The 16,673-nt window shown below is 62.2% G+C and carries 24 protein-coding genes; 14 read left to right on the top strand and 10 right to left on the bottom strand.

Features of this window, described 5'->3' with window-relative positions:
* Positions 1-29: 29 nt before the first annotated feature.
* The 3 genes from NKI70_RS22185 (at position 30) to NKI70_RS22175 (ending at position 1,170) form a co-directional block, all read left to right on the top strand.
* The gene (locus NKI70_RS22185) at positions 30-203 is read left to right on the top strand and encodes a hypothetical protein (RefSeq protein WP_023719167.1); all 174 of its coding nucleotides are present in this window, start codon (positions 30-32) and stop codon (positions 201-203) included.
* Positions 204-330: 127 nt separating this feature from the next.
* Positions 331-759 carry a VOC family protein gene (locus NKI70_RS22180; protein WP_352697567.1) on the top strand — a complete coding sequence of 143 codons (429 nt, stop codon included), beginning with the start codon at positions 331-333 and terminating at the stop codon, positions 757-759.
* A 57-nt stretch (positions 760-816) separates the two neighbouring features.
* The gene (locus NKI70_RS22175) at positions 817-1,170 is read left to right on the top strand and encodes a DUF1428 domain-containing protein (protein WP_352697565.1); all 354 of its coding nucleotides are present in this window, start codon (positions 817-819) and stop codon (positions 1,168-1,170) included.
* Here the strand turns inward: NKI70_RS22175 and NKI70_RS22170 are convergent.
* From NKI70_RS22170 to NKI70_RS22160, 3 genes are all read right to left on the bottom strand, one after another.
* Positions 1,157-2,812, bottom strand: coding sequence for a tetratricopeptide repeat-containing sulfotransferase family protein (locus tag NKI70_RS22170; RefSeq protein ID WP_352697563.1), 1,656 nt, complete (start codon positions 2,810-2,812; stop codon positions 1,157-1,159). The genes NKI70_RS22175 and NKI70_RS22170 overlap by 14 nt on opposite strands.
* Before the next feature lie 184 nt (positions 2,813-2,996).
* Positions 2,997-3,263 (bottom strand): DUF1488 family protein, encoded by a 267-nt coding sequence (locus NKI70_RS22165; protein ID WP_352567998.1) that lies wholly within the window; start codon positions 3,261-3,263, stop codon positions 2,997-2,999.
* 10 nt (positions 3,264-3,273) lie between these two features.
* The gene (locus tag NKI70_RS22160) at positions 3,274-3,456 is read right to left on the bottom strand and encodes a hypothetical protein (RefSeq protein WP_023678406.1); all 183 of its coding nucleotides are present in this window, start codon (positions 3,454-3,456) and stop codon (positions 3,274-3,276) included.
* Positions 3,457-3,823: 367 nt separating this feature from the next.
* Between NKI70_RS22160 and NKI70_RS22155 the strand changes: the two genes are divergently transcribed.
* The gene (locus NKI70_RS22155; RefSeq protein ID WP_352697561.1) at positions 3,824-4,090 is read left to right on the top strand and encodes a hypothetical protein; all 267 of its coding nucleotides are present in this window, start codon (positions 3,824-3,826) and stop codon (positions 4,088-4,090) included.
* Positions 4,087-4,332, top strand: coding sequence for a hypothetical protein (locus NKI70_RS22150; protein WP_023678408.1), 246 nt, complete (start codon positions 4,087-4,089; stop codon positions 4,330-4,332). The genes NKI70_RS22155 and NKI70_RS22150 overlap by 4 nt, the downstream gene beginning before the upstream one ends.
* Before the next feature lie 138 nt (positions 4,333-4,470).
* Here NKI70_RS22150 and NKI70_RS22145 read toward each other — a convergent pair whose 3' ends face one another.
* Complete coding sequence (locus NKI70_RS22145) at positions 4,471-4,872, bottom strand: Kazal-type serine protease inhibitor family protein (protein WP_352456930.1); 402 nt, start codon at positions 4,870-4,872, stop codon at positions 4,471-4,473.
* A gap of 491 nt (positions 4,873-5,363) precedes the next feature.
* Between NKI70_RS22145 and NKI70_RS22140 the strand changes: the two genes are divergently transcribed.
* The 3 genes from NKI70_RS22140 (at position 5,364) to NKI70_RS22130 (ending at position 6,619) form a co-directional block, all read left to right on the top strand.
* Positions 5,364-5,576 carry a cold-shock protein gene (locus NKI70_RS22140; RefSeq protein WP_006202520.1) on the top strand — a complete coding sequence of 71 codons (213 nt, stop codon included), beginning with the start codon at positions 5,364-5,366 and terminating at the stop codon, positions 5,574-5,576.
* Between the two features lie 227 nt (positions 5,577-5,803).
* Positions 5,804-6,016 (top strand): cold-shock protein, encoded by a 213-nt coding sequence (locus NKI70_RS22135; protein WP_006202521.1) that lies wholly within the window; start codon positions 5,804-5,806, stop codon positions 6,014-6,016.
* Positions 6,017-6,208: 192 nt separating this feature from the next.
* Positions 6,209-6,619: a BA14K family protein gene (locus NKI70_RS22130; protein WP_352697559.1), complete on the top strand. Its 411-nt coding sequence runs from the start codon at positions 6,209-6,211 to the stop codon at positions 6,617-6,619.
* A gap of 69 nt (positions 6,620-6,688) precedes the next feature.
* Here the strand turns inward: NKI70_RS22130 and NKI70_RS22125 are convergent, their stop codons facing one another.
* The 3 genes from NKI70_RS22125 to NKI70_RS22115 all read right to left on the bottom strand — a co-directional run bounded on the left by NKI70_RS22125 (position 6,689) and on the right by NKI70_RS22115 (position 8,856).
* Complete coding sequence (locus NKI70_RS22125; RefSeq protein WP_352697557.1) at positions 6,689-7,330, bottom strand: MBL fold metallo-hydrolase; 642 nt, start codon at positions 7,328-7,330, stop codon at positions 6,689-6,691.
* Positions 7,331-7,505: 175 nt separating this feature from the next.
* Entirely contained in the window at positions 7,506-7,817 is a 312-nt protein-coding gene (locus NKI70_RS22120; RefSeq protein ID WP_023678412.1) for a hypothetical protein, read from the bottom strand.
* 145 nt (positions 7,818-7,962) lie between these two features.
* Positions 7,963-8,856, bottom strand: coding sequence for a branched-chain amino acid aminotransferase (locus tag NKI70_RS22115; protein WP_352456927.1), 894 nt, complete (start codon positions 8,854-8,856; stop codon positions 7,963-7,965).
* 249 nt (positions 8,857-9,105) lie between these two features.
* Between NKI70_RS22115 and NKI70_RS22110 the strand changes: the two genes are divergently transcribed.
* The 4 genes from NKI70_RS22110 to NKI70_RS22095 all read left to right on the top strand — a co-directional run bounded on the left by NKI70_RS22110 (position 9,106) and on the right by NKI70_RS22095 (position 13,034).
* Complete coding sequence (locus tag NKI70_RS22110; protein ID WP_352697555.1) at positions 9,106-9,633, top strand: MarR family winged helix-turn-helix transcriptional regulator; 528 nt, start codon at positions 9,106-9,108, stop codon at positions 9,631-9,633.
* Positions 9,620-10,339, top strand: a complete 720-nt coding sequence (locus NKI70_RS22105; RefSeq protein WP_352697553.1) for a response regulator — start codon at positions 9,620-9,622, stop codon at positions 10,337-10,339. Before NKI70_RS22110 ends, NKI70_RS22105 begins: the two co-directional genes overlap by 14 nt.
* A gap of 51 nt (positions 10,340-10,390) precedes the next feature.
* On the top strand, positions 10,391-11,806 hold the full coding sequence (locus NKI70_RS22100; RefSeq protein WP_352724905.1) for an ATP-binding protein: 1,416 nt from the start codon (positions 10,391-10,393) through the stop codon (positions 11,804-11,806).
* 205 nt (positions 11,807-12,011) lie between these two features.
* On the top strand, positions 12,012-13,034 hold the full coding sequence (locus tag NKI70_RS22095; protein ID WP_352697549.1) for a glycosyltransferase family 4 protein: 1,023 nt from the start codon (positions 12,012-12,014) through the stop codon (positions 13,032-13,034).
* A gap of 12 nt (positions 13,035-13,046) precedes the next feature.
* Here the strand turns inward: NKI70_RS22095 and NKI70_RS22090 are convergent, their stop codons facing one another.
* The 3 genes from NKI70_RS22090 to NKI70_RS22080 form a co-directional block, all read right to left on the bottom strand.
* Positions 13,047-13,406, bottom strand: coding sequence for a tRNA-binding protein (locus tag NKI70_RS22090; RefSeq protein WP_352568003.1), 360 nt, complete (start codon positions 13,404-13,406; stop codon positions 13,047-13,049).
* A gap of 6 nt (positions 13,407-13,412) precedes the next feature.
* Positions 13,413-13,913, bottom strand: a complete 501-nt coding sequence (locus NKI70_RS22085; protein ID WP_023678420.1) for a type III secretion system chaperone family protein — start codon at positions 13,911-13,913, stop codon at positions 13,413-13,415.
* Positions 13,914-14,244: 331 nt separating this feature from the next.
* The gene (locus NKI70_RS22080; protein WP_352697676.1) at positions 14,245-14,547 is read right to left on the bottom strand and encodes an accessory factor UbiK family protein; all 303 of its coding nucleotides are present in this window, start codon (positions 14,545-14,547) and stop codon (positions 14,245-14,247) included.
* 131 nt (positions 14,548-14,678) lie between these two features.
* Here NKI70_RS22080 and lgt point away from each other — a divergent pair, with 131 nt between their 5' ends.
* Both lgt and NKI70_RS22070 read left to right on the top strand, forming a co-directional pair.
* A complete protein-coding gene (lgt, locus tag NKI70_RS22075) occupies positions 14,679-15,560 on the top strand; it encodes a prolipoprotein diacylglyceryl transferase (RefSeq protein WP_352697547.1) in 882 nt (293 codons plus the stop codon).
* Complete coding sequence (locus tag NKI70_RS22070; protein WP_352697545.1) at positions 15,557-16,645, top strand: class I SAM-dependent methyltransferase; 1,089 nt, start codon at positions 15,557-15,559, stop codon at positions 16,643-16,645. The genes lgt and NKI70_RS22070 overlap by 4 nt, the downstream gene beginning before the upstream one ends.
* Positions 16,646-16,673 lie beyond the last annotated feature (28 nt).

Here is a 16,673-nt window from a genome sequence, read left to right as displayed (position 1 = left end):
ATGCCGGCGCCAATCGAGGAGAAAGCATCATGTCTATTCTGTCATCCATAGGTCACGCCGTGACGCGTTACTCGGCGGCTCGCGCCCGTTATCGCAGCGAACGCGCCATCCTTTCATTGCCGATCGAGCTGCGCAAAGATATTGGCTGGCCGGAAATCGTCGTCGACGCGCAAAACAGCCCGCGGATTCGCATCGAAGGTTGAAAGGTGGCATTTTGCCGTCGCGGCAGGCGCCATTTCGAATCCAAAAACCATCGGCCGTGTAGGATCGTCGCCGTTCCGTTCGTCCTGTGGTTCGCAAAGGCAAACCAGACGCAAAGAGGAGCATGACATGAATGACCAGCCGCAGACCCAGCCCGCCGCCAAAGTGCTTGGCGGATTGACGCCCTACCTTCAGCTGGACGGCGCTTTCAAAGCCGCAGAATTTTACCAAAAGGCCTTCGGTGCCGAGCAGGTCTTTGCCTATCCGCCGGACGAACAGGGCCGCACCATGCATATCCATCTCCACATCAACGGTTCGACCCTGATGCTTTCCGACTTCTATCCCGAGCATGGAATGGCCGCTGTGAAGCCGCAGGGCTACACCATGCAGCTCCATCTCGGTAGCGACGACATCGACGCCTGGTGGCAGCGAGCCGTCGAGGCGGGCTGCGAGGAAGTCGTGCCGTTGCAGGTGATGTTCTGGGGCGATCGCTGGGGCAATATGCGTGATCCGTTCGGCGTCGAATGGGCAATGAACGCACCGGTGAAGAAGGCTTAGCACATTCTTTCCTTCGCCCCTTGCCGGAGAAGGAAAACCTACCAGGAGGAAATCCAAATGTCTTATGTCGATGGTTTCGTTCTCGCCGTACCCAAGGCCAATCTGGAAGCCTACAAGAAAATGGCCGAGACGGCAGGTTCCGTCTGGAAGGAGCACGGTGCTCTTGCCTATGTCGAATGCGTCGGCGACGACGTCCCTTATGGCGAGCTCACCTCGTTCCCGCGCGCCGTTCAGGCCAAGGACGACGAGATCGTCATCTTCTCGTGGGTGGTCTATGAATCGCGGCAGAGCCGCGACGTGGTGATGGCCAAGGTGATGGCCGACCCACGCCTCAAGCCGGACTGGTCGACGATGCCGTTCGACGGCAAGCGCATGATCTTCGGCGGCTTCCAGCCCTTCATCGAGCTGTAGGCGCCCCTCGATCAAGTTTGTTGAGCAGCGGCTTCAGCCGCTCGCCATAGCGCTTCCACAGGTCGACCGAGCCCTGATACATCGGCTGGCGCACTTGCGCAGCCGACGCCGTTCGCACCGGCCGGTCGGTCTGGTGGAACGACAGCACGGCGTCGTCCCACGGCAGGCCGAGATGGGCGATCAGCGCCCGCGACTGGCCTTCCTGGTCGGCGACGAAATCCTCGTAGCGAACGTCGTGCACGACATCAGGCAGCACGGCGTGCCAGTGCGCCATGATGTCGGTGTACAGATTGTGGAAATCGGCGAGCTCGTCGAGATCGTAGCCGTAGCGATGGCTGTCGCCTCGGAAGTGCACCTTGTAGATCGACAGGCAGGTCGCCGCCGCATCGCGCGCGCAATGGATGATCTTGGCCTTCGGCAGCATCAAATGGATGAAGCCCACCAAGAGGAAATTGCCGGGCATCTTGTCGGTGACGTGCCGAGAACCCGGATAGCGGGCGTGCAGCATGTCGAGATAGGCCTGGCCGGCCTCGGCATAGGCCTTGTCGGGCATGTCGGCGATGCCCCAGGGAAAGCCGCCCTTCATGCTGAGCGGAAACTGCTTGCCGACCGCCGTCTTCAATATGCTGAGCTCGCCGGCGCCATAGACCTGCGGATGGCTGGCGATGATCTGCTCGACCAGCGTGGTGCCGGAACGCGGCATGCCGACGACGAAGATCGGCGTGTCGTCGGCTATCCCGCTCGGCCTGTGCCTTTCAAAAAAGGCCTTGTCGAACACCGCCTTCATCGCCTCGAACTCGCCGCGCGTCTTGCCGGCGTCGTAGTCGATGCCCTGGCGGCGGATCGCGTTGCCTTCGGCGAAATAGTCGAAAGCGCGGCCATAATCCCTGAGGTCGTCATTGGCCTTGCCGAGGCCGAAGGAAAGCTGCATGCGCGCCAGGCTGCCTTGCGGCGCCTTGGCGTGCTCCGCCTCCATGCGGGCAAACTCGGCGTCGCGCTCCTTCTGGCGCTTGACCTGGGTAAGCATCAGCCAGGCCCTCGCCATGCCGGGGTCCACAGCCAGCGCCTGCCTGAAAAGATCCGCAGCCTCGTCGAGATTTCCCTTTTCCATCAGCCCGACACCCAGGCCGTGCAAAAGATCGGCATCCTTCGGCCGGATCGTCAGCGCCTCGCGAAAGACAGCCAGTGCCTCATCCAGCCGGCCCGCTTCCTGCAGCGTTTCGGCAAGCCCGACGCGGGCGCGGACATGGAACGGGTTACGGCCGATCGTGCCGCGATAAATATCCTCGGCGCCTTCGAATTGGCCGAGCTGCTTCAGCGACGAGCCGAGATTGTCACGCGCCGCCAGCTGGTCCGGCCGAATCGCCACCACCTTGCGGAAGAGATCGGCGGCGGCCGCGACCCGGCCGAGGTCGCGCAGCACGGTGCCGAGATTGTTGAGGAAATCCGGATTGTTCGGTTGCAGACGCACCGATTGTTCGATCAGCGCCAGCCCCTCGGCGCTGCGCCCGGTCTGGTGCAGCAGAAGCCCGAGGAAATGCGCAGCAGCCGGGTGGTTGGCCTTTTGCGCCAGCACCTGTCGGTAAAGCGCCTCGGCTTCCTGCCGGCGCCCGGCCTGGTGCAGCTGCAGCGCCTGCTGCACGTGCTGGTCGAGCCCCAGCGGCGGCTGTCCGCCTGAGCCGTAACGTGCGCCTGCCGGTTGTCTCGGATCTCTGTTGATGGGAAACCTGCCGTGTTGTCCGCCTGCCGCGATCTAGGCCATCGCTGCGGCGCGTGCAAGAGCAGACGGCGGTCGCTACGAAGCAAAACTTCGAACCCGGGGGAGCCTACCGAAAGTCGGCCGGCGTCAGCACATACATGTTCCTGCGGCCGTGCGAGTAGGCTTGGCGCGCAATCTCGTGGATCGACGAACGCTTGGCGTCGAAGGCGCTGAGAAATTCGGCCTCGGCTCCGCTTGCTGCCGGGTTTGCCGCCGAAAGTGCCGCGACCTCGACAAAGAACGGGACTTCGAACATGCCGTCATGGCCGACGAAACGAATGCGCTTGGCCGCCGCGTCATAGGAGCGGCTGGGATTGGGAAAATTGAGCGTCATGGCTTGCGCGTCAAATCAGGCGGTTGCTTTCGGCAAGCTGGCGCGCCCGCCGCGCCGTGCCGTCGGTGTCGGCAATCCTTCGCCTTGCCGCCTCGTCGCTTCTTATCGTGAGACGCGGCGACAAGACCTTTATCGGCTTTGCGACAGGACTGACTGCAACTGTCGGGACATCCGGTGTTCTTGCGGAGTTCATGACTCTCTTCCTTCCATTGCTAGATAAATACAAATGCCGGAGGAATTTTTTCGGAAGTTCTTCAAACAATTTTTGAGGTGCACCGGGACCGTATCATCGTTCTGCGGATAACTATAGAAAAGTAATTTGACGTTGGTAGGGGTAAGAGGCCGAAAACTTCTTGAATAAGCCGCATTTTCAGACTATTGGTATGAAACCGTTTTGGGCCATGCTTGGCCCCGCGGTGTCAGGGATTCTCGGCCCGCCAAACTTATCCAAATCGCCGACACCTGGTACCGCAATGCAGGCTCCGCTTCCGGGGCAGGCCGGAAAGAAACTTCAAGGCACGAGAACTTCAAGGCACAAGCGAGAACTTCGAGGCACAAGAATGTCTGCTCGCACCACCCATTCCATAGCGCATTTCGCGGCACCTTTCGTGCTTGGCGGGCTGGATGGCGTGCAGCCGGCCGGCGACTATGACATCGACCACGACGAAGAACTGATCGACGGCATGTCCTGGCCTGCCTGGCGCCGCGTCGCCACTTTCATCCATCTGCCGGCAAGGACAGTGAAAAGCGCGACCAGCCAGCTTGTCGCCATTGACCATGCCGAGCTCGACGCAGCGCTTCGGCACGACCGGGAGAATGTCACATGATCCGCTTCCAGCAGAATGCGCGGCGCACGGACACGCCGGCGCATATCTTCACCGTCGGCCAGACCGTCCGCATGAAGAGCCGCACCGGCCTTGCCCAAAAGACCGCGGAGCTGTTCCAGATCAAGAGCCGGCTGCCGGTCAAGGACGGCTCGCCGCAATATCGCATCCGCAGCGATCAGGAGACCTATGAGCGGGTCACCACGGAAGACAATCTCGAACCGGTCGACAACCCGGCCAACTGAGCCGACGCGCCGCAACGCTGCTTCACATGCTGATGGTGCCGCAGATCTGCGTCGCCTGCGCATCTCCAACGGGAACGGCGCTGAGCTCTACGCCGGCCCCCAGATGGTGCTTATCCGGCCAGGCTGTAGGTCGGTGCGCTAGCAGGGCCCGTCATCGACGACGCGATAATCCGCCGCGCGGGCTTCGCATTCGTTGGGGAATGTGCGCAGTTCGCCATGGCGACGGGCACAGACCGGGCGGTATTCGCGGGTGCAGAATGTCTGCTCCTCACCGCCACCACCACCGCCGCGGCACTCGCCCTCGCGAATGATGCGGTATCCGGCCCGTTCGGCAAGGCAGGCATTGGCGAAGGTCTGGCGGTCGCCGCCGCGCCGGGCACAGACCGGGTCATATTGCCTAGTGCAGAATTGCGGCCCCGGCCGTGGCGGGCGCGGCCCCGGCCCCTCATCATCCACCACGACGGTGCAGGCTGCGAGAATTACCGACAGGAACAGGATGGAAAAAACCTGCCGCGGAAAGATTGCCGCAAGAAACCGCATGAATGTTCCCTCCCTCGAAACTCCTGCCTGCACAAATGGTGCCTGGGTCAGGCCGATCCTCGTCATTCCGCTGCCAGATGCAACCCCTGTTTGCAACTGGCGAGCCAGGGCGGTATGGCGGCGCAAGCCAAGACAGCACCTGCCCCGCTGGCTGGACCATGCCTGGGTGAAGTCTGGCCGATGACCGCGCAGAGAACCGGGACTATCGGTGCGATGCGTCGGGATGCGCCTGTTGGGGCCGCCCGCGGCTGTGTCTTGCAAGGATCACGTTTCCGTGCGATAAATTTTGTGTTCGGGCATTTGCGACCCGGAGAGCGGAACGTTTTGGACGACCTTTCCCCGATACTGTGAATCTCTGACAGCCCCGTTTTCGGCGGGGGGTTTTACCCATGCGCCAATGCATGACTGCCGAAGCAACCACCGGGACTTGCCCACGGCGCCAGGCGGCGGGCGGAACCACCAAGACTGACACGGGTGAAGGAGTTTCCCCAATGGCCCAGACCGGCACCGTTAAATTCTTCAACGCTACCAAAGGCTTCGGCTTCATCACGCCCGATGGCGGCGCCAAGGATGTGTTCGTCCACATCTCGGCGATCGAGGCTTCCGGGCTGCGCACGCTCGTCGACGGTCAGAAGGTCACCTTCGATGTCGAGCCCGACCGTATGGGCAAGGGTCCGAAAGCGGTCAATCTCCGCGCTGCCTGAAACCACAGCGTGCCGCGCGTCCTTTCGGGGTGAGGATGCTGCAAGGCTTTTGGAGTGAACTTGAATTCTGTAAAGGCGCGGCGGTTTTCGTCGCGCCTTTTGTGTTCCGGGATGCTTGCCCGCAGCCGCAAAACTTTCTCTTGCCGATGGCACTAAAATAAAGGACAAATTTCCGTCCGGGCATTTGCCGGCCCGAGACTGGACTTGTGGGATCAAAGGAGCTTCCCATGCCGCAGACCGGCACCGTCAAATTCTTCAATCACGCCAAGGGCTTCGGCTTCATCACGCCGGACGACGGGGCAAAGGATGTCTTCGTCCATATTTCGGCCGTGCAGGCGTCGGGTCTTCCCGGTCTTGAGGATGGGCAGAAAGTGACATTCGACACCGAGCCGGACAAGCGCGGCAAGGGTCCGAAAGCCGTCAACCTGTCGATCGGCTGAACCACCCCCGGACAGAATGGACGTGGGCCGGTCTGGCCTGCGGTGTTTGCCGCACGCTTGAACCGCCCAGTTAGATGAACCGCCTGGTCAAATTTCGTTCAGCCCCCGTTCAGCCACGGTCGCATATTAATCTTCGTTAAAGCCGGACCGCATCCCCCGAAAACGACCCGGGCCGGCACGAAGGAGACCGACATGAACCGAATTTTCAAGACTGCCATCCTGTCCGCCGCGGTCGTTGCGACCACGCTTGCGACCTTGCCCGCGGCCAATGCCGACGAATGGCGCCATCACCGCCGCCACCACGGCCACGGCGACGCCGTTGCGGCCGGCGTGCTCGGCCTTGCGGCCGGTGCCCTGATCGGCGGTGCGCTCGCCAGCCCGCAGCCCCGCTATTACGACCCGGCCTATGATGATGAATACTACAGGCCTGCCCCGGTGCGCCGTTATTACTTGCAGCCGCGAGTGGCCTATGCCGAAAGCTATGCGGAGCCGTGGACCCGCGGCTGGTACGAATACTGCTCGGACCGCTACCGGAGCTTCAACGCCCGTACCGGCACGTTCACCGGCTATGACGGCGAACAGCATTTCTGCACCGCCAATTAGCGGAGGCAGTTTCCCGTCGGAAAAAAGCGCGGTCGCACAGGCCGCGCTTTTTGTTTCCGGCAAGCGGTTTCAGACCAGAAAAGGATTGCTCCGCCGCTCCTCACCAAAACGGCCGCTGGGACCATGGCCGCAGATAAAGCCGATGTCGTCGCCCAACGGCAAAAGCTTCTCCTTGATCGAGGCGATCAGCGCGGCGTGGTTGCCGCCCGGCAGATCGGTGCGGCCGACCGAACCGCGGAACAGCACGTCGCCGACATGGGCGAACTTCGCAGCCCGGCTATAGTAGACGACGTGGCCGGGTGCATGGCCCGGACAATGGAGCACCTCGAACTCGTGTGAGCCGAACGAAACGGTCTCGCCTTCGGCAAGGAACCGGTCGGGGACACAGTTGCGCACGGGATCGGTGATGCCGTAGCGCTTCGCCTGGTTCTCGAGATTGGCGAGCAGCGGCCGGTCGGCGGCATGCGGACCGATGATCTCGATACCGAGCGCCTCCTTCAGTTCCATGGCCCCGCCGGCATGGTCGATATGGCCATGCGTAATCCAGATCGCGCCGGCAGTGATCGCATTGTCCTCGAGCGCCGCCAGCACCTTGTCGATGTCACCGCCCGGATCGACGACAACGCCTTGTCTGTCGTCCATGTCGAAGAGGATGGTGCAGTTCTGCTGGAACGGCGTGACCGGCACGATGCCGGCGTTGAGCTGACCCATATTCGTCCTTTCACGCTGTCGGAGTGCTGCGCTTCCCCTCGAACGCGTCAGGAGAGCTCCAACCTTGAACCATACACTGATGTAGAGACACACGCGAACGGCGTCCACCGCTCCACAAACGGCAAACGAAATGGGCGGCCGAAGCCGCCCATTTGAAAACCTGAATCGTCGAAGCTTATTTCTTCATCGCGTTCATGACCGCACCGATGATGCCGGTCAGGATGGCGCCGCCGCCGGCACCGCCAACGATATTTGAAATGTTCAACGCGCTGCCGGCCCCTGCCGCCGTGGCGGCTGCTGCCGGATCGACCGCGCCACCCAGCAGACTGTTGAGGATGGCCGCACCGCCGACGCCGCCGACAGCGCCACCCAGGATTTTGGTAAGCTGCCCCATCGCCGCACTCTTGATAGCCGCACCCACCGCCTGGCCACCGATGATGCCCGTAATCACCTGAATAATGATCGGAAGAAGCGTGTTCATATCCATATTTCCAGTCCCTCCATAGCTGCCAGCCTCCCAGGCCGACGCCATCATGAGACGCCGAATTGAATGAAAGTCAAATGCGCAAACGCTTAAATAAAAGGCGCGGCCCGAAAACCGCCCCTACTTGATAAAAAACCTGTGACTTTCGTTATTCTGCAGCAATCGCGTGGTTGGGTTGAACCGCCGCAGAATAGTCGTTCATCAATGTCTTGGCGATATCGCCGACCTCGAATCGGTACGGACCGATCTCCGAAACCGGTGTCACCTCGGCCGCCGTCCCGGTGAGGAAGCACTGGTGAAAGCCTTCAAGCTCCTCCGGCATGATGGCGCGCTCGATCACCTCCACACCGCGGTCCTTGGCAAGGTCGATGACCGTGCGGCGGGTGATGCCGTCGAGGAAGCAATCAGGCTTGGGCGTGTGGATCTTGCCGTCCTTGACGAAGAAGATGTTGGCGCCTGTCGCTTCCGCCACCTGGCCACGCCAGTCGAGCATCATGGCGTCGGCATAGCCCTTGGCCTCGGCGGCATGCTTGGACATGGTGCAGATCATGTAGAGGCCGGCCGCCTTCGATTTCGACGGTGCGGTGCGCGGGTCGGGGCGGCGCCATTCGGCCATGTCGAGCCGGATGCCCTTGAGCTTCTGCGCCGGGTCGAAATAGCTTGGCCACTGCCAGATGGCGATGGCGCAGTTGATCCGGCTGTTCTGTGCGGAAACGCCCATCTGTTCACTGCCGCGCCACGCGATCGGCCGGACATAGGCGTCCTGGAAACCTTGCTTCTTCAACAGCGAGCGGCAGGCGTCGTCGATCTCGGCGACCGAGTAGGGTATCTTGAAGCCGAGCAGGCGCGCCGATTCATGCAGGCGTTCGGTGTGGTCGGTCAGCTTGAAAATTTCGCCGCCGTAAGCGCGCTCGCCCTCGAATACCGCGCTGGCGTAGTGCAGCCCGTGGGTCAAGACGTGGATCTTGGCGTCGGCCCATTTGACGAACTCGCCGTTCATCCAGATAAAGCCGTCCAGTTGGTCGAAGGGAACGGATGCCATGGTAACCTCCCGCGGGCGGCGGCCCGCACATCATTGTGTCGTTGCGTGTTTCGTTTCGGCCGCTGTGGGCGGCCATTGTCTCAAAGCGTAGGCGGATATTTAAGGTCTGGCAAACTCAGGAAGTTCCGGAAAAAACGGCTTCGCTTGCCTTTTCGTTCGCAATCCGCCGAAAAGCTTGCCAAAAATTAGCATCGCGCGGAAAATACGTCAATAGTGCTGACATAATTTCCTGCTTCACACGGAGAAAAGATGACGAGCCACGCAGCCGCAGAACCGATCAGGACGGCGATCACCGACGAGGACGGCATCGATTTCGCCATCATCGAGTTGTTCTTCTTCGCCTATCGCGACTTTACCTCCGATCCGGACCAGATCCTGGCCGAATACGGTTTTGGCCGTGCCCATCACCGGGTTCTGCATTTCGTCAATCGCCGGCCCGGTCTGACGGTCGCCGAACTCCTCGACGTGCTCAAGATCACCAAGCAGAGCCTGGCGCGCGTGCTCAAGCAACTGATCGACACCGACCATATCGTGCAATTGCAGGGCCCTCGCGACCGCCGCCAGCGCGAGCTTTATCCGACGGCCAAGGGCCGTGCGCTGGCACTGGCGCTGGCGCGGCCACAGTCGCGCCGCATCCATGCTGCATTGGAAGATTCCGGAGCCACCGAACGCGCCGTTATCGAACGGTTCCTTGAAGCGATGGTCAATCCGGAACTAAGGGCGCAGATCGACATTGTGCCCGCAAAGATGTCAGGGAAAAGCCATGGAGACCATTGAGAGGGTTGATCATCCGACAGCACCGGAAGACGATGCGCCGCATCTGCTTGTGGTCGACGACGACACCCGTATCCGCAATCTTCTGAAACAGTATCTGACCGAAAACGGCTTTCGCGTCACCGTCGCCGGAAATTCCGGCGAGGCGCGGCGCAAGCTCGGCGGCCTCGACTTCGATCTGATCGTGCTCGACGTCATGATGCCGGGTGAAAGTGGCGTCGACCTCACCAAGGCGCTGCGGGCGGAGAAAAACGTGCCGATCCTGATGCTCACCGCACTGTCCGAAACCGACAGCCGGATCACCGGGCTCGAGGCCGGCGCCGACGACTATCTGCCTAAACCGTTCGACCCGCGCGAGCTGATCCTGCGTATCAACAATATCCTGCGCCGCGGCGGCCCCGCGACAACGCCTAAGGTCGAACAGCTGGTCTTTGGCCCCTATACATTCCAGATCGCCAGGCGTGAGCTGAAGCGCGGCGGCGAGGCGCTCAAGCTGACCGACCGCGAGCAGGAAATCCTGGCGATCTTCGCTGCGCGTGCCGGCGAAACGATACCGCGGCATGAGCTTGTCGGCGATGAATCCGAGGTCGGCGAGCGCACGATCGACGTCCAGATCAATCGGCTCCGCCGCAAGATCGAACGCGATCCGTCCAATCCGGTCTGGCTGCAGACAGTGCGCGGTATTGGGTATCGGCTCAGCGTGGAATAGAATGTCGCCGACAGCGGTCCTTTGCCGGGCCGCCGGTGAGCGAAAAGACGAATGGCGACCAGGCAACTCGAACGGCCGGGAGATGGCGGCTTGAGCGCTCGCGCGACGCGGGCGCTCAAGGCCGTGCCGCGCGCCTGGAACCGTTTCTGGCGCCTGGTGTCGCTTTACATGCCGAAGCGGCTCTATGCCCGCTCGCTGATCATCGTCATCGCGCCGATGATCATGCTGCAGTCGGTCGTCGCCTTTGTCTTCATGGAGCGCCACTGGCAGACCGTGACGCAGCGCCTGTCGCAGGCCACGGTGCGCGACATCGCCGCCATCATCGACCTGATAGAGACCTATCCTCACGACGCCGACTACGCCAACGTCATTCGCATCGCCCAGGATCGCATGCAGCTGAAAGTCGACCTCCTACCGCCCGACCCGCTGCCGCCTCCCGGGCCAAAGCCGTTCTTCTCGATCCTCGACGAGATCCTTTCGTCCGAGATCACCCGCCAGATCAACCGTCCGTTCTGGATCGATACGGTCGGCAATTCCAATATCGTCGAGGTCCGCGTCCAGCTCGAGAACAAGGTGCTGCGCGTCTTCGTGCGCCGCAGCCAGGCCTATGCATCGAACACCCATATTTTCCTGATCTGGATGGTCGGCACCTCGCTGGTGCTGCTGATGATCGCCATTCCCTTCCTGCGCAACCAGATCCGGCCGATTCTGACGCTGGCCGAGGCGGCCGAGAGCTTCGGCAAGGGCCGGCCGATGCCGCGCGATTTTCGCCCGCGCGGAGCCGAGGAGGTCCGCCGCGCCGGCTTTGCCTTCATCCAGATGCGCGAACGCATCGAACGCCAGCTCGAGCAGCGCACCGCCATGCTGAGCGGCGTCAGCCACGATCTGAGGACCATCCTCACCCGCTTCAAGCTGCAATTGGCGCTTGCCGGGACCAAGGCAGCCGATACCCAGGCACTCGACCAGGACATCGCCGACATGCAGTCGATGCTGGAAGGCTACCTTGCCTTTGCACGCGGCGAAGCTTCGGAAGACGCCGGCCAGTTCGATCTCGAAGCCTTCTTCGATAAGCTTTGCGAGGAGGCCGCGCTGCGCAAGCGCAAGCTGTCGACCGTGCTCGTCGGCGATCCGCATGTGCACGTGCGCCCCAATGCCTTTGCCCGGCTGCTGTCCAACGTCGTCGGCAATGCATTCCGCTATGCCAAGTCGGTGGAGATCAATGCCAATCATGGGCGCGGTTCGCTGCTCGTCACCATCGACGATGACGGTCCGGGAATTCCGCCCGAAAAGCGGGAGGATGTATTCAAGCCGTTCGTGCGGCTGGACGAGGCCCGCAACCTCGACGCCAGCGGCACCGGCCTTGGCCTCTCCATCGCACGTGACATTGCCCGCAGCCATGGCGGCGACATCGTCCTCGAACGCAGCCCGCTCGGCGGCCTTCGGGCGGTGATCAAGGTCCCCGCTTGACGGCAGCGACACCCGGCCTTCATCGGCCCGTCATGAAACCATGGTGAAGAGCGCCAATGAAGCGCGCGATCCTGATTGATTCGGCCCTGCGGCCTCATTTCGACCCCGCGCCTGTCCGGGTGCGCCGGTGCGAGGCCAGAGTGGCGGCGTGGTCGCCGTTCAGGCATCGCGGCAAGCCAATCAAGGTTGCCGCCAAGGGACCGCCATGCGCATCCTGATGGTCACCGACGCCTGGCGCCCGCAAGTCAACGGCGTCGTCCACACGCTGGAGCGCCTCTCGGAGACCCTGAAATCCTTCGATATCGAGACGGACTTCCTGACGCCGAATATCTTTCGCACCCTGCCTCTGCCGACCTATCCCGATATCAGGCTGGCGCTGACGACGCCGCACCGCGTGGCGCAGCTGATCGAGGCACGCAAGGTGGACCACATCCATATCGTCACCGAAGGACCGCTCGGCATTATGGCCCGGCGCTACTGCCGCAACGCCGGCCGCCCGTTCACGACCAGCTATCACACACGTTTTCCGGAATATCTGAGCGCGCGCCTGCCGGTGCCTGAAGCATGGGCCTATCGCTGGCTGCGTGATTTCCACAATTCAGGACAGGGCACGCTGGTTGCCACCCAGTCGCTTGCCGACGATCTTGCGGCGCGCGGCTTCACCAAGCTCCGGCCGTGGACGCGCGGCGTCGACACCGATCATTTTCGGCCGGATAAAAGAAAGGACCTGGGATTTCCCGGACCGATCTTCCTCTGCGTCGGCCGCGTCGCGATCGAAAAGAACCTGCCGGCCTTCCTCGACCTCGACCTGCCGGGCAGCAAGGTGATCGTAGGCGAAGGGCCGGAATTGGCGAAGCTGAAGGCCAGATATCCCGATGCCCATTTCCTTGGCCATCGTCCGAACGACGAACTGGCCGAGATCTACGCCTCGGCCGATGTTTTCGTCTTCCCCAGCCGTACCGACACGTTCGGCAACGTCATCATCGAGGCGCTGGCCAGCGGCACGCCGGTCGCAGCCTATCCCGTCACCGGACCGATCGATATCGTCGGCGACAGCATCGGCGGCGCGGTATCGGACGACCTGCGGCAAGCAGCGCTCGCCGCCCTTCATGTCGACCGCGCCGAGGCGCGGCAACGCGCGATGCGCTACAGCTGGAAGGCCTGCGCGGAAATGTTCATGGAAACGGTCGAAGAGGCGCTGGGTACCACGCGTAAACTGGCTGCGTGAACAACAGCGCAGCTAGAACAACCTGCCGCCGTCCGGCACCTTGCGCTCGATCGCGCCAAGGACGACGGCGCCCTCCTCGTCAGGAAAGCCGAGCGTCAGCACTTCCGACATGAATGGCCCGATCTGACGCGGCGGGAAATTGACCACAGCGAACACCTGCCGGCCGATCAGGGTTTCGGGCGTATAATATTTCGTGATCTGGGCCGAGGATTTCTTCACCCCGATCACGGGACCGAAATCGATTTTCAATTTGATCGCCGGCTTGCGCGCCTCGGGAAAAGGCTCGGCCTCGACGATCGTGCCGGCGCGGATGTCGATGCGGTCGAAATCGGCAAAGCTGATCTCGGGTTTTCGCGCGTTGCTCGAACTCATCGACGGTCAGGCGTTTCCGTAGGTTTCGAACAGCACGCCGGCCAACGCATCCTTGGCCGAAGTGCCTGACCAGACGACGAACTGGAACGCCTGGAAATAGCATTCGCAGGCTTCCAGCGCCGACGACAGCAGCACCTCGACCTGCTGGCTCGACGGCTCGACCCCACCGGCCAGCAGCAGCGACTGGCGGAACATGATGGCGCCTTCCTGCTCCCAGAGGTCAAAATGGCCAAATAGCATCTGCTCGTTGATCAGCGAAAGCAGCCGCATCACCTCGAGCGCGCGCGCCTCCGGGACCTTGATGTCGAAGGCGCAGGCCAGGTGCAGCGCCTCGTAGTCCTCCATCCAGGAGAATGAAACGTGGTAGTCGGTCCAGCTTCCGGCAACCGAGATCGAGATCTCGTCGTCACCGGCCCGCTCGAAGGACCAATCGTTGTTGTGCGCCACCTGCTCGATAACGTCCACCGGATGGATTTCGCGGGAGAATTCGAGTTCGAGAAGTTCCATGAAATGCTTCCTGTCGTTCTGGGAGCGCCACCACACGCTCCGCGGGAGAGGCACACTCGAACAATTCTGCCTAGAACTCGGACGGCCAGGACTTCGTCAACGCAAAGACCCCGGACCGGACCCCACCGCCCGGCGCATGACCCTGCTCCGAATCATGCAACAAATTCAGTCTATTGATCGGGAGTCGCGTGACCAGCCAAATTTTTCGCACTGCGTCATTCGCATGTGGAAAGGCGCTGTCACAAAGATTCACGCAGTACCGGTAAGCGATTCACGACAAAGCGCTTTTTGCGATCCGGCTTTGTGGAAAAGTTTAACGATTTATTTCTTGTTATTTTTTTGCACGCGGCTTTGCCGCAGCCGCAGGCGCTGCTTGACCGGTCAATTCGGCAAGCCTGGCCTCGAGCGCCTCGATGCGAGCGGCGAGGCGGGTGTTTTCTTTCCTGGCCTTCGCCGCCATGTCGCGAGCGGCCTCGAATTCCTCGCGCTGCACCACGTCCATGGAGTTGAGTATGCGCTCGGCCTGGCCCCTGAAGGCGGTCTCCACCTCGCGCCGCACGCCTTGCGCGGCACCGGCTGCATCGGTCATCAGCTTGGCGAATTCATCGAGAATGCGGTTCGGTCCGGTCGCCATGGCAAATCCTCGCTTGGTCGAATTGACGTAGTGGCGCGCGATTCGGAATGCAAGCATATGCTTGCCTTGACCGCGCCAAAAGCCTGCCGCATGGTCCGCGCCCGAACCTGATTGGGAACCCGGAGACCCTGTTGAGCGAATATTTGCTGCCGCTGGCCGCCCTGCCCTTTCCCAACATCGACCCGGTCATCGTCCGGATCGGACCGCTGGCGGTGCATTGGTACGGCGTCGGCTACATCGTCGGCATTCTGTTCGCCTGGTGGTATGCCAAGCGCCTCGTCACCAACCCAAAACTGTGGCCCGACGGCACCCTGCCGATGAAGCCCGTCGACCTCGATGACTTCATCGTCTGGGCAGCCATCGGTGTGGTGCTCGGCGGACGCACCGGCTACGTGCTGTTCTACGATCTCAAGCGCTATATCGCCCATCCGCTCGATATCGTTGCCGTCTGGCAGGGCGGCATGTCTTTCCATGGCGGCCTGCTCGGCGTCATTGTCGCCATGACGCTGTTTTCCCGATCGCGCGGCATCCGAACGTGGTCGCTGTTTGACGTGGTGGCGGCCGGCGTGCCGGTGGGGCTTGGTCTTGTCCGTCTCGCGAATTTCGTCAATGCCGAACTCTGGGGCCGCGTTACCGATGTGCCATGGGGCGTCGTCTTTTGTAACAACCGCATTCTGCAGGCCGGTCAGTGCCTGGCCGGCACCGATCCACGCCATCCGAGCCAGATCTACGAGGCGCTGCTCGAAGGCTTGGTGTTGTTCCTTGTCCTGCGCTTCCTCACCCATTCGCGGCTCAAGCTGAAGACGCCGCGCTTCGTCGGCGGCGCCTTCATCGCCGGCTATGGCGCCTCGCGCATCTTCGTCGAATTCTTTCGCGAGCCCGACCAGCAGCTTGGCTACCTCCTTGGCACGAGCTGGCTGACCATGGGAATGGTGCTGTCACTGCCGATGGTGCTTGCCGGCATCTGGGCAATGGCAACGGCCAAGCCGGTGACAAAACCGCAGCCGGCATGACGCGGCTGAAGACCCGCATCGCCGAGCTGATCGGTGCGGTGGGACCGATCCCCATCAGCGAATACATGGCGCTCTGCCTGTTCGATCCGCAGGACGGCTATTATACGACACGCGAGCCGTTCGGCGCTGCCGGCGATTTCATCACCGCACCGGAGATCAGCCAGATGTTTGGCGAACTGGTCGCCATCTGGCTCTACCAGGCGTGGCTGGCGATCGACCGGCCGACGCCGGTCGCCATCGCCGAAATAGGCCCCGGCCGCGGCACGCTGATGAGAGATATGCTGCGCACGCTTTCGCGGCTCGATCGGACGCTTACCGCCAGCGCATCGTTCGCCTTGATCGAGACCAGTCTGCGGTTGACCGAGGTCCAGAAACGAACGCTTGCCGGGACGTCGGCCACCATCGCCTGGCATGAGGCCGTGGACACACTACCGCAGGGGCCGCTTCTGATTGTTGGTAACGAGCTGTTTGACGCGGTGCCCATCCGCCAGTTCGTCCGCGCTGGGGCCGGCTGGCGCGAGCGGATGATCGGTCTCGACGATGCGAACCGGCTGCGCTTTTTCGTCGGCGCCGGCTCGCTTGACCCGATGCTGCTGCCGGAGGGTGCCGAGAATGCGCCGCAAGGTGCCGTCGTCGAGGTGGCGCCAGCCCGCGCCGCCCTGATGGCGGCCATCGCCGGGCGACTTGCCGGATTTGGCGGCGCCGGCCTGTTTCTCGACTACGGTCACCTCCAGCCCGGGATCGGCGACACCTTGCAGGCGTTGCGCAAGCACGGTCATGAGGACGTGCTGGCCAATCCGGGGCAGGCCGATCTCACAGCCCATGTCGATTTCGCTGCCCTCGCGGCAACCGTTCGGGCACACAGCCTCGATGCCCACCTCTCAACGCAAGGTGAATTCCTGCTCAAGATGGGGCTTCTCGAACGGGCTGGCCGGCTCGGCGCCAATGCCGATGAGGCAGCTCGCGAAAAGATCGCGGCCGACGTCGAGCGCCTCGCCGGCCCGCTGGCCATGGGCGAACTCTTCAAGGTGCTTGCCGTCCTCCCCGCCGGCATTGCCGTTCCGCCGTTTCCAAGCACGGATTGACTTTTCGCTGCCGCCTCTCTCACTCTCC

It is taken from the genome of Mesorhizobium sp. M0500, from assembly GCF_040321165.1.
Taxonomy (GTDB): Bacteria; Pseudomonadota; Alphaproteobacteria; order Rhizobiales; family Rhizobiaceae; genus Mesorhizobium.
Note: the sequence above shows the minus strand (reverse complement) of the source record. Positions and strands in the feature narration are given on the sequence as shown.

Coding starts and splice junctions, on each gene's coding strand:
- NKI70_RS22150 (WP_023678408.1), top strand. CDS start 4,087: ATGATCCGCTTCCAGCAGAATGCGCGGCGCACGGACACGCCGGCGCAT.
- NKI70_RS22110 (WP_352697555.1), top strand. CDS start 9,106: ATGACGAGCCACGCAGCCGCAGAACCGATCAGGACGGCGATCACCGAC.
- NKI70_RS22140 (WP_006202520.1), top strand. CDS start 5,364: ATGGCCCAGACCGGCACCGTTAAATTCTTCAACGCTACCAAAGGCTTC.
- NKI70_RS22105 (WP_352697553.1), top strand. CDS start 9,620: ATGGAGACCATTGAGAGGGTTGATCATCCGACAGCACCGGAAGACGAT.
- NKI70_RS22175 (WP_352697565.1), top strand. CDS start 817: ATGTCTTATGTCGATGGTTTCGTTCTCGCCGTACCCAAGGCCAATCTG.
- NKI70_RS22090 (WP_352568003.1), bottom strand. CDS start 13,406: ATGAGTTCGAGCAACGCGCGAAAACCCGAGATCAGCTTTGCCGATTTC.
- NKI70_RS22085 (WP_023678420.1), bottom strand. CDS start 13,913: ATGGAACTTCTCGAACTCGAATTCTCCCGCGAAATCCATCCGGTGGAC.
- NKI70_RS22155 (WP_352697561.1), top strand. CDS start 3,824: ATGTCTGCTCGCACCACCCATTCCATAGCGCATTTCGCGGCACCTTTC.
- NKI70_RS22160 (WP_023678406.1), bottom strand. CDS start 3,456: ATGAACTCCGCAAGAACACCGGATGTCCCGACAGTTGCAGTCAGTCCT.
- NKI70_RS22080 (WP_352697676.1), bottom strand. CDS start 14,547: ATGGCGACCGGACCGAACCGCATTCTCGATGAATTCGCCAAGCTGATG.
- NKI70_RS22120 (WP_023678412.1), bottom strand. CDS start 7,817: ATGGATATGAACACGCTTCTTCCGATCATTATTCAGGTGATTACGGGC.
- NKI70_RS22125 (WP_352697557.1), bottom strand. CDS start 7,330: ATGGGTCAGCTCAACGCCGGCATCGTGCCGGTCACGCCGTTCCAGCAG.
- NKI70_RS22135 (WP_006202521.1), top strand. CDS start 5,804: ATGCCGCAGACCGGCACCGTCAAATTCTTCAATCACGCCAAGGGCTTC.
- NKI70_RS22095 (WP_352697549.1), top strand. CDS start 12,012: ATGCGCATCCTGATGGTCACCGACGCCTGGCGCCCGCAAGTCAACGGC.
- NKI70_RS22100 (WP_352724905.1), top strand. CDS start 10,391: ATGGCGACCAGGCAACTCGAACGGCCGGGAGATGGCGGCTTGAGCGCT.
- NKI70_RS22180 (WP_352697567.1), top strand. CDS start 331: ATGAATGACCAGCCGCAGACCCAGCCCGCCGCCAAAGTGCTTGGCGGA.
- NKI70_RS22185 (WP_023719167.1), top strand. CDS start 30: ATGTCTATTCTGTCATCCATAGGTCACGCCGTGACGCGTTACTCGGCG.
- NKI70_RS22115 (WP_352456927.1), bottom strand. CDS start 8,856: ATGGCATCCGTTCCCTTCGACCAACTGGACGGCTTTATCTGGATGAAC.
- NKI70_RS22070 (WP_352697545.1), top strand. CDS start 15,557: ATGACGCGGCTGAAGACCCGCATCGCCGAGCTGATCGGTGCGGTGGGA.
- NKI70_RS22165 (WP_352567998.1), bottom strand. CDS start 3,263: ATGACGCTCAATTTTCCCAATCCCAGCCGCTCCTATGACGCGGCGGCC.
- NKI70_RS22145 (WP_352456930.1), bottom strand. CDS start 4,872: ATGCGGTTTCTTGCGGCAATCTTTCCGCGGCAGGTTTTTTCCATCCTG.
- NKI70_RS22130 (WP_352697559.1), top strand. CDS start 6,209: ATGAACCGAATTTTCAAGACTGCCATCCTGTCCGCCGCGGTCGTTGCG.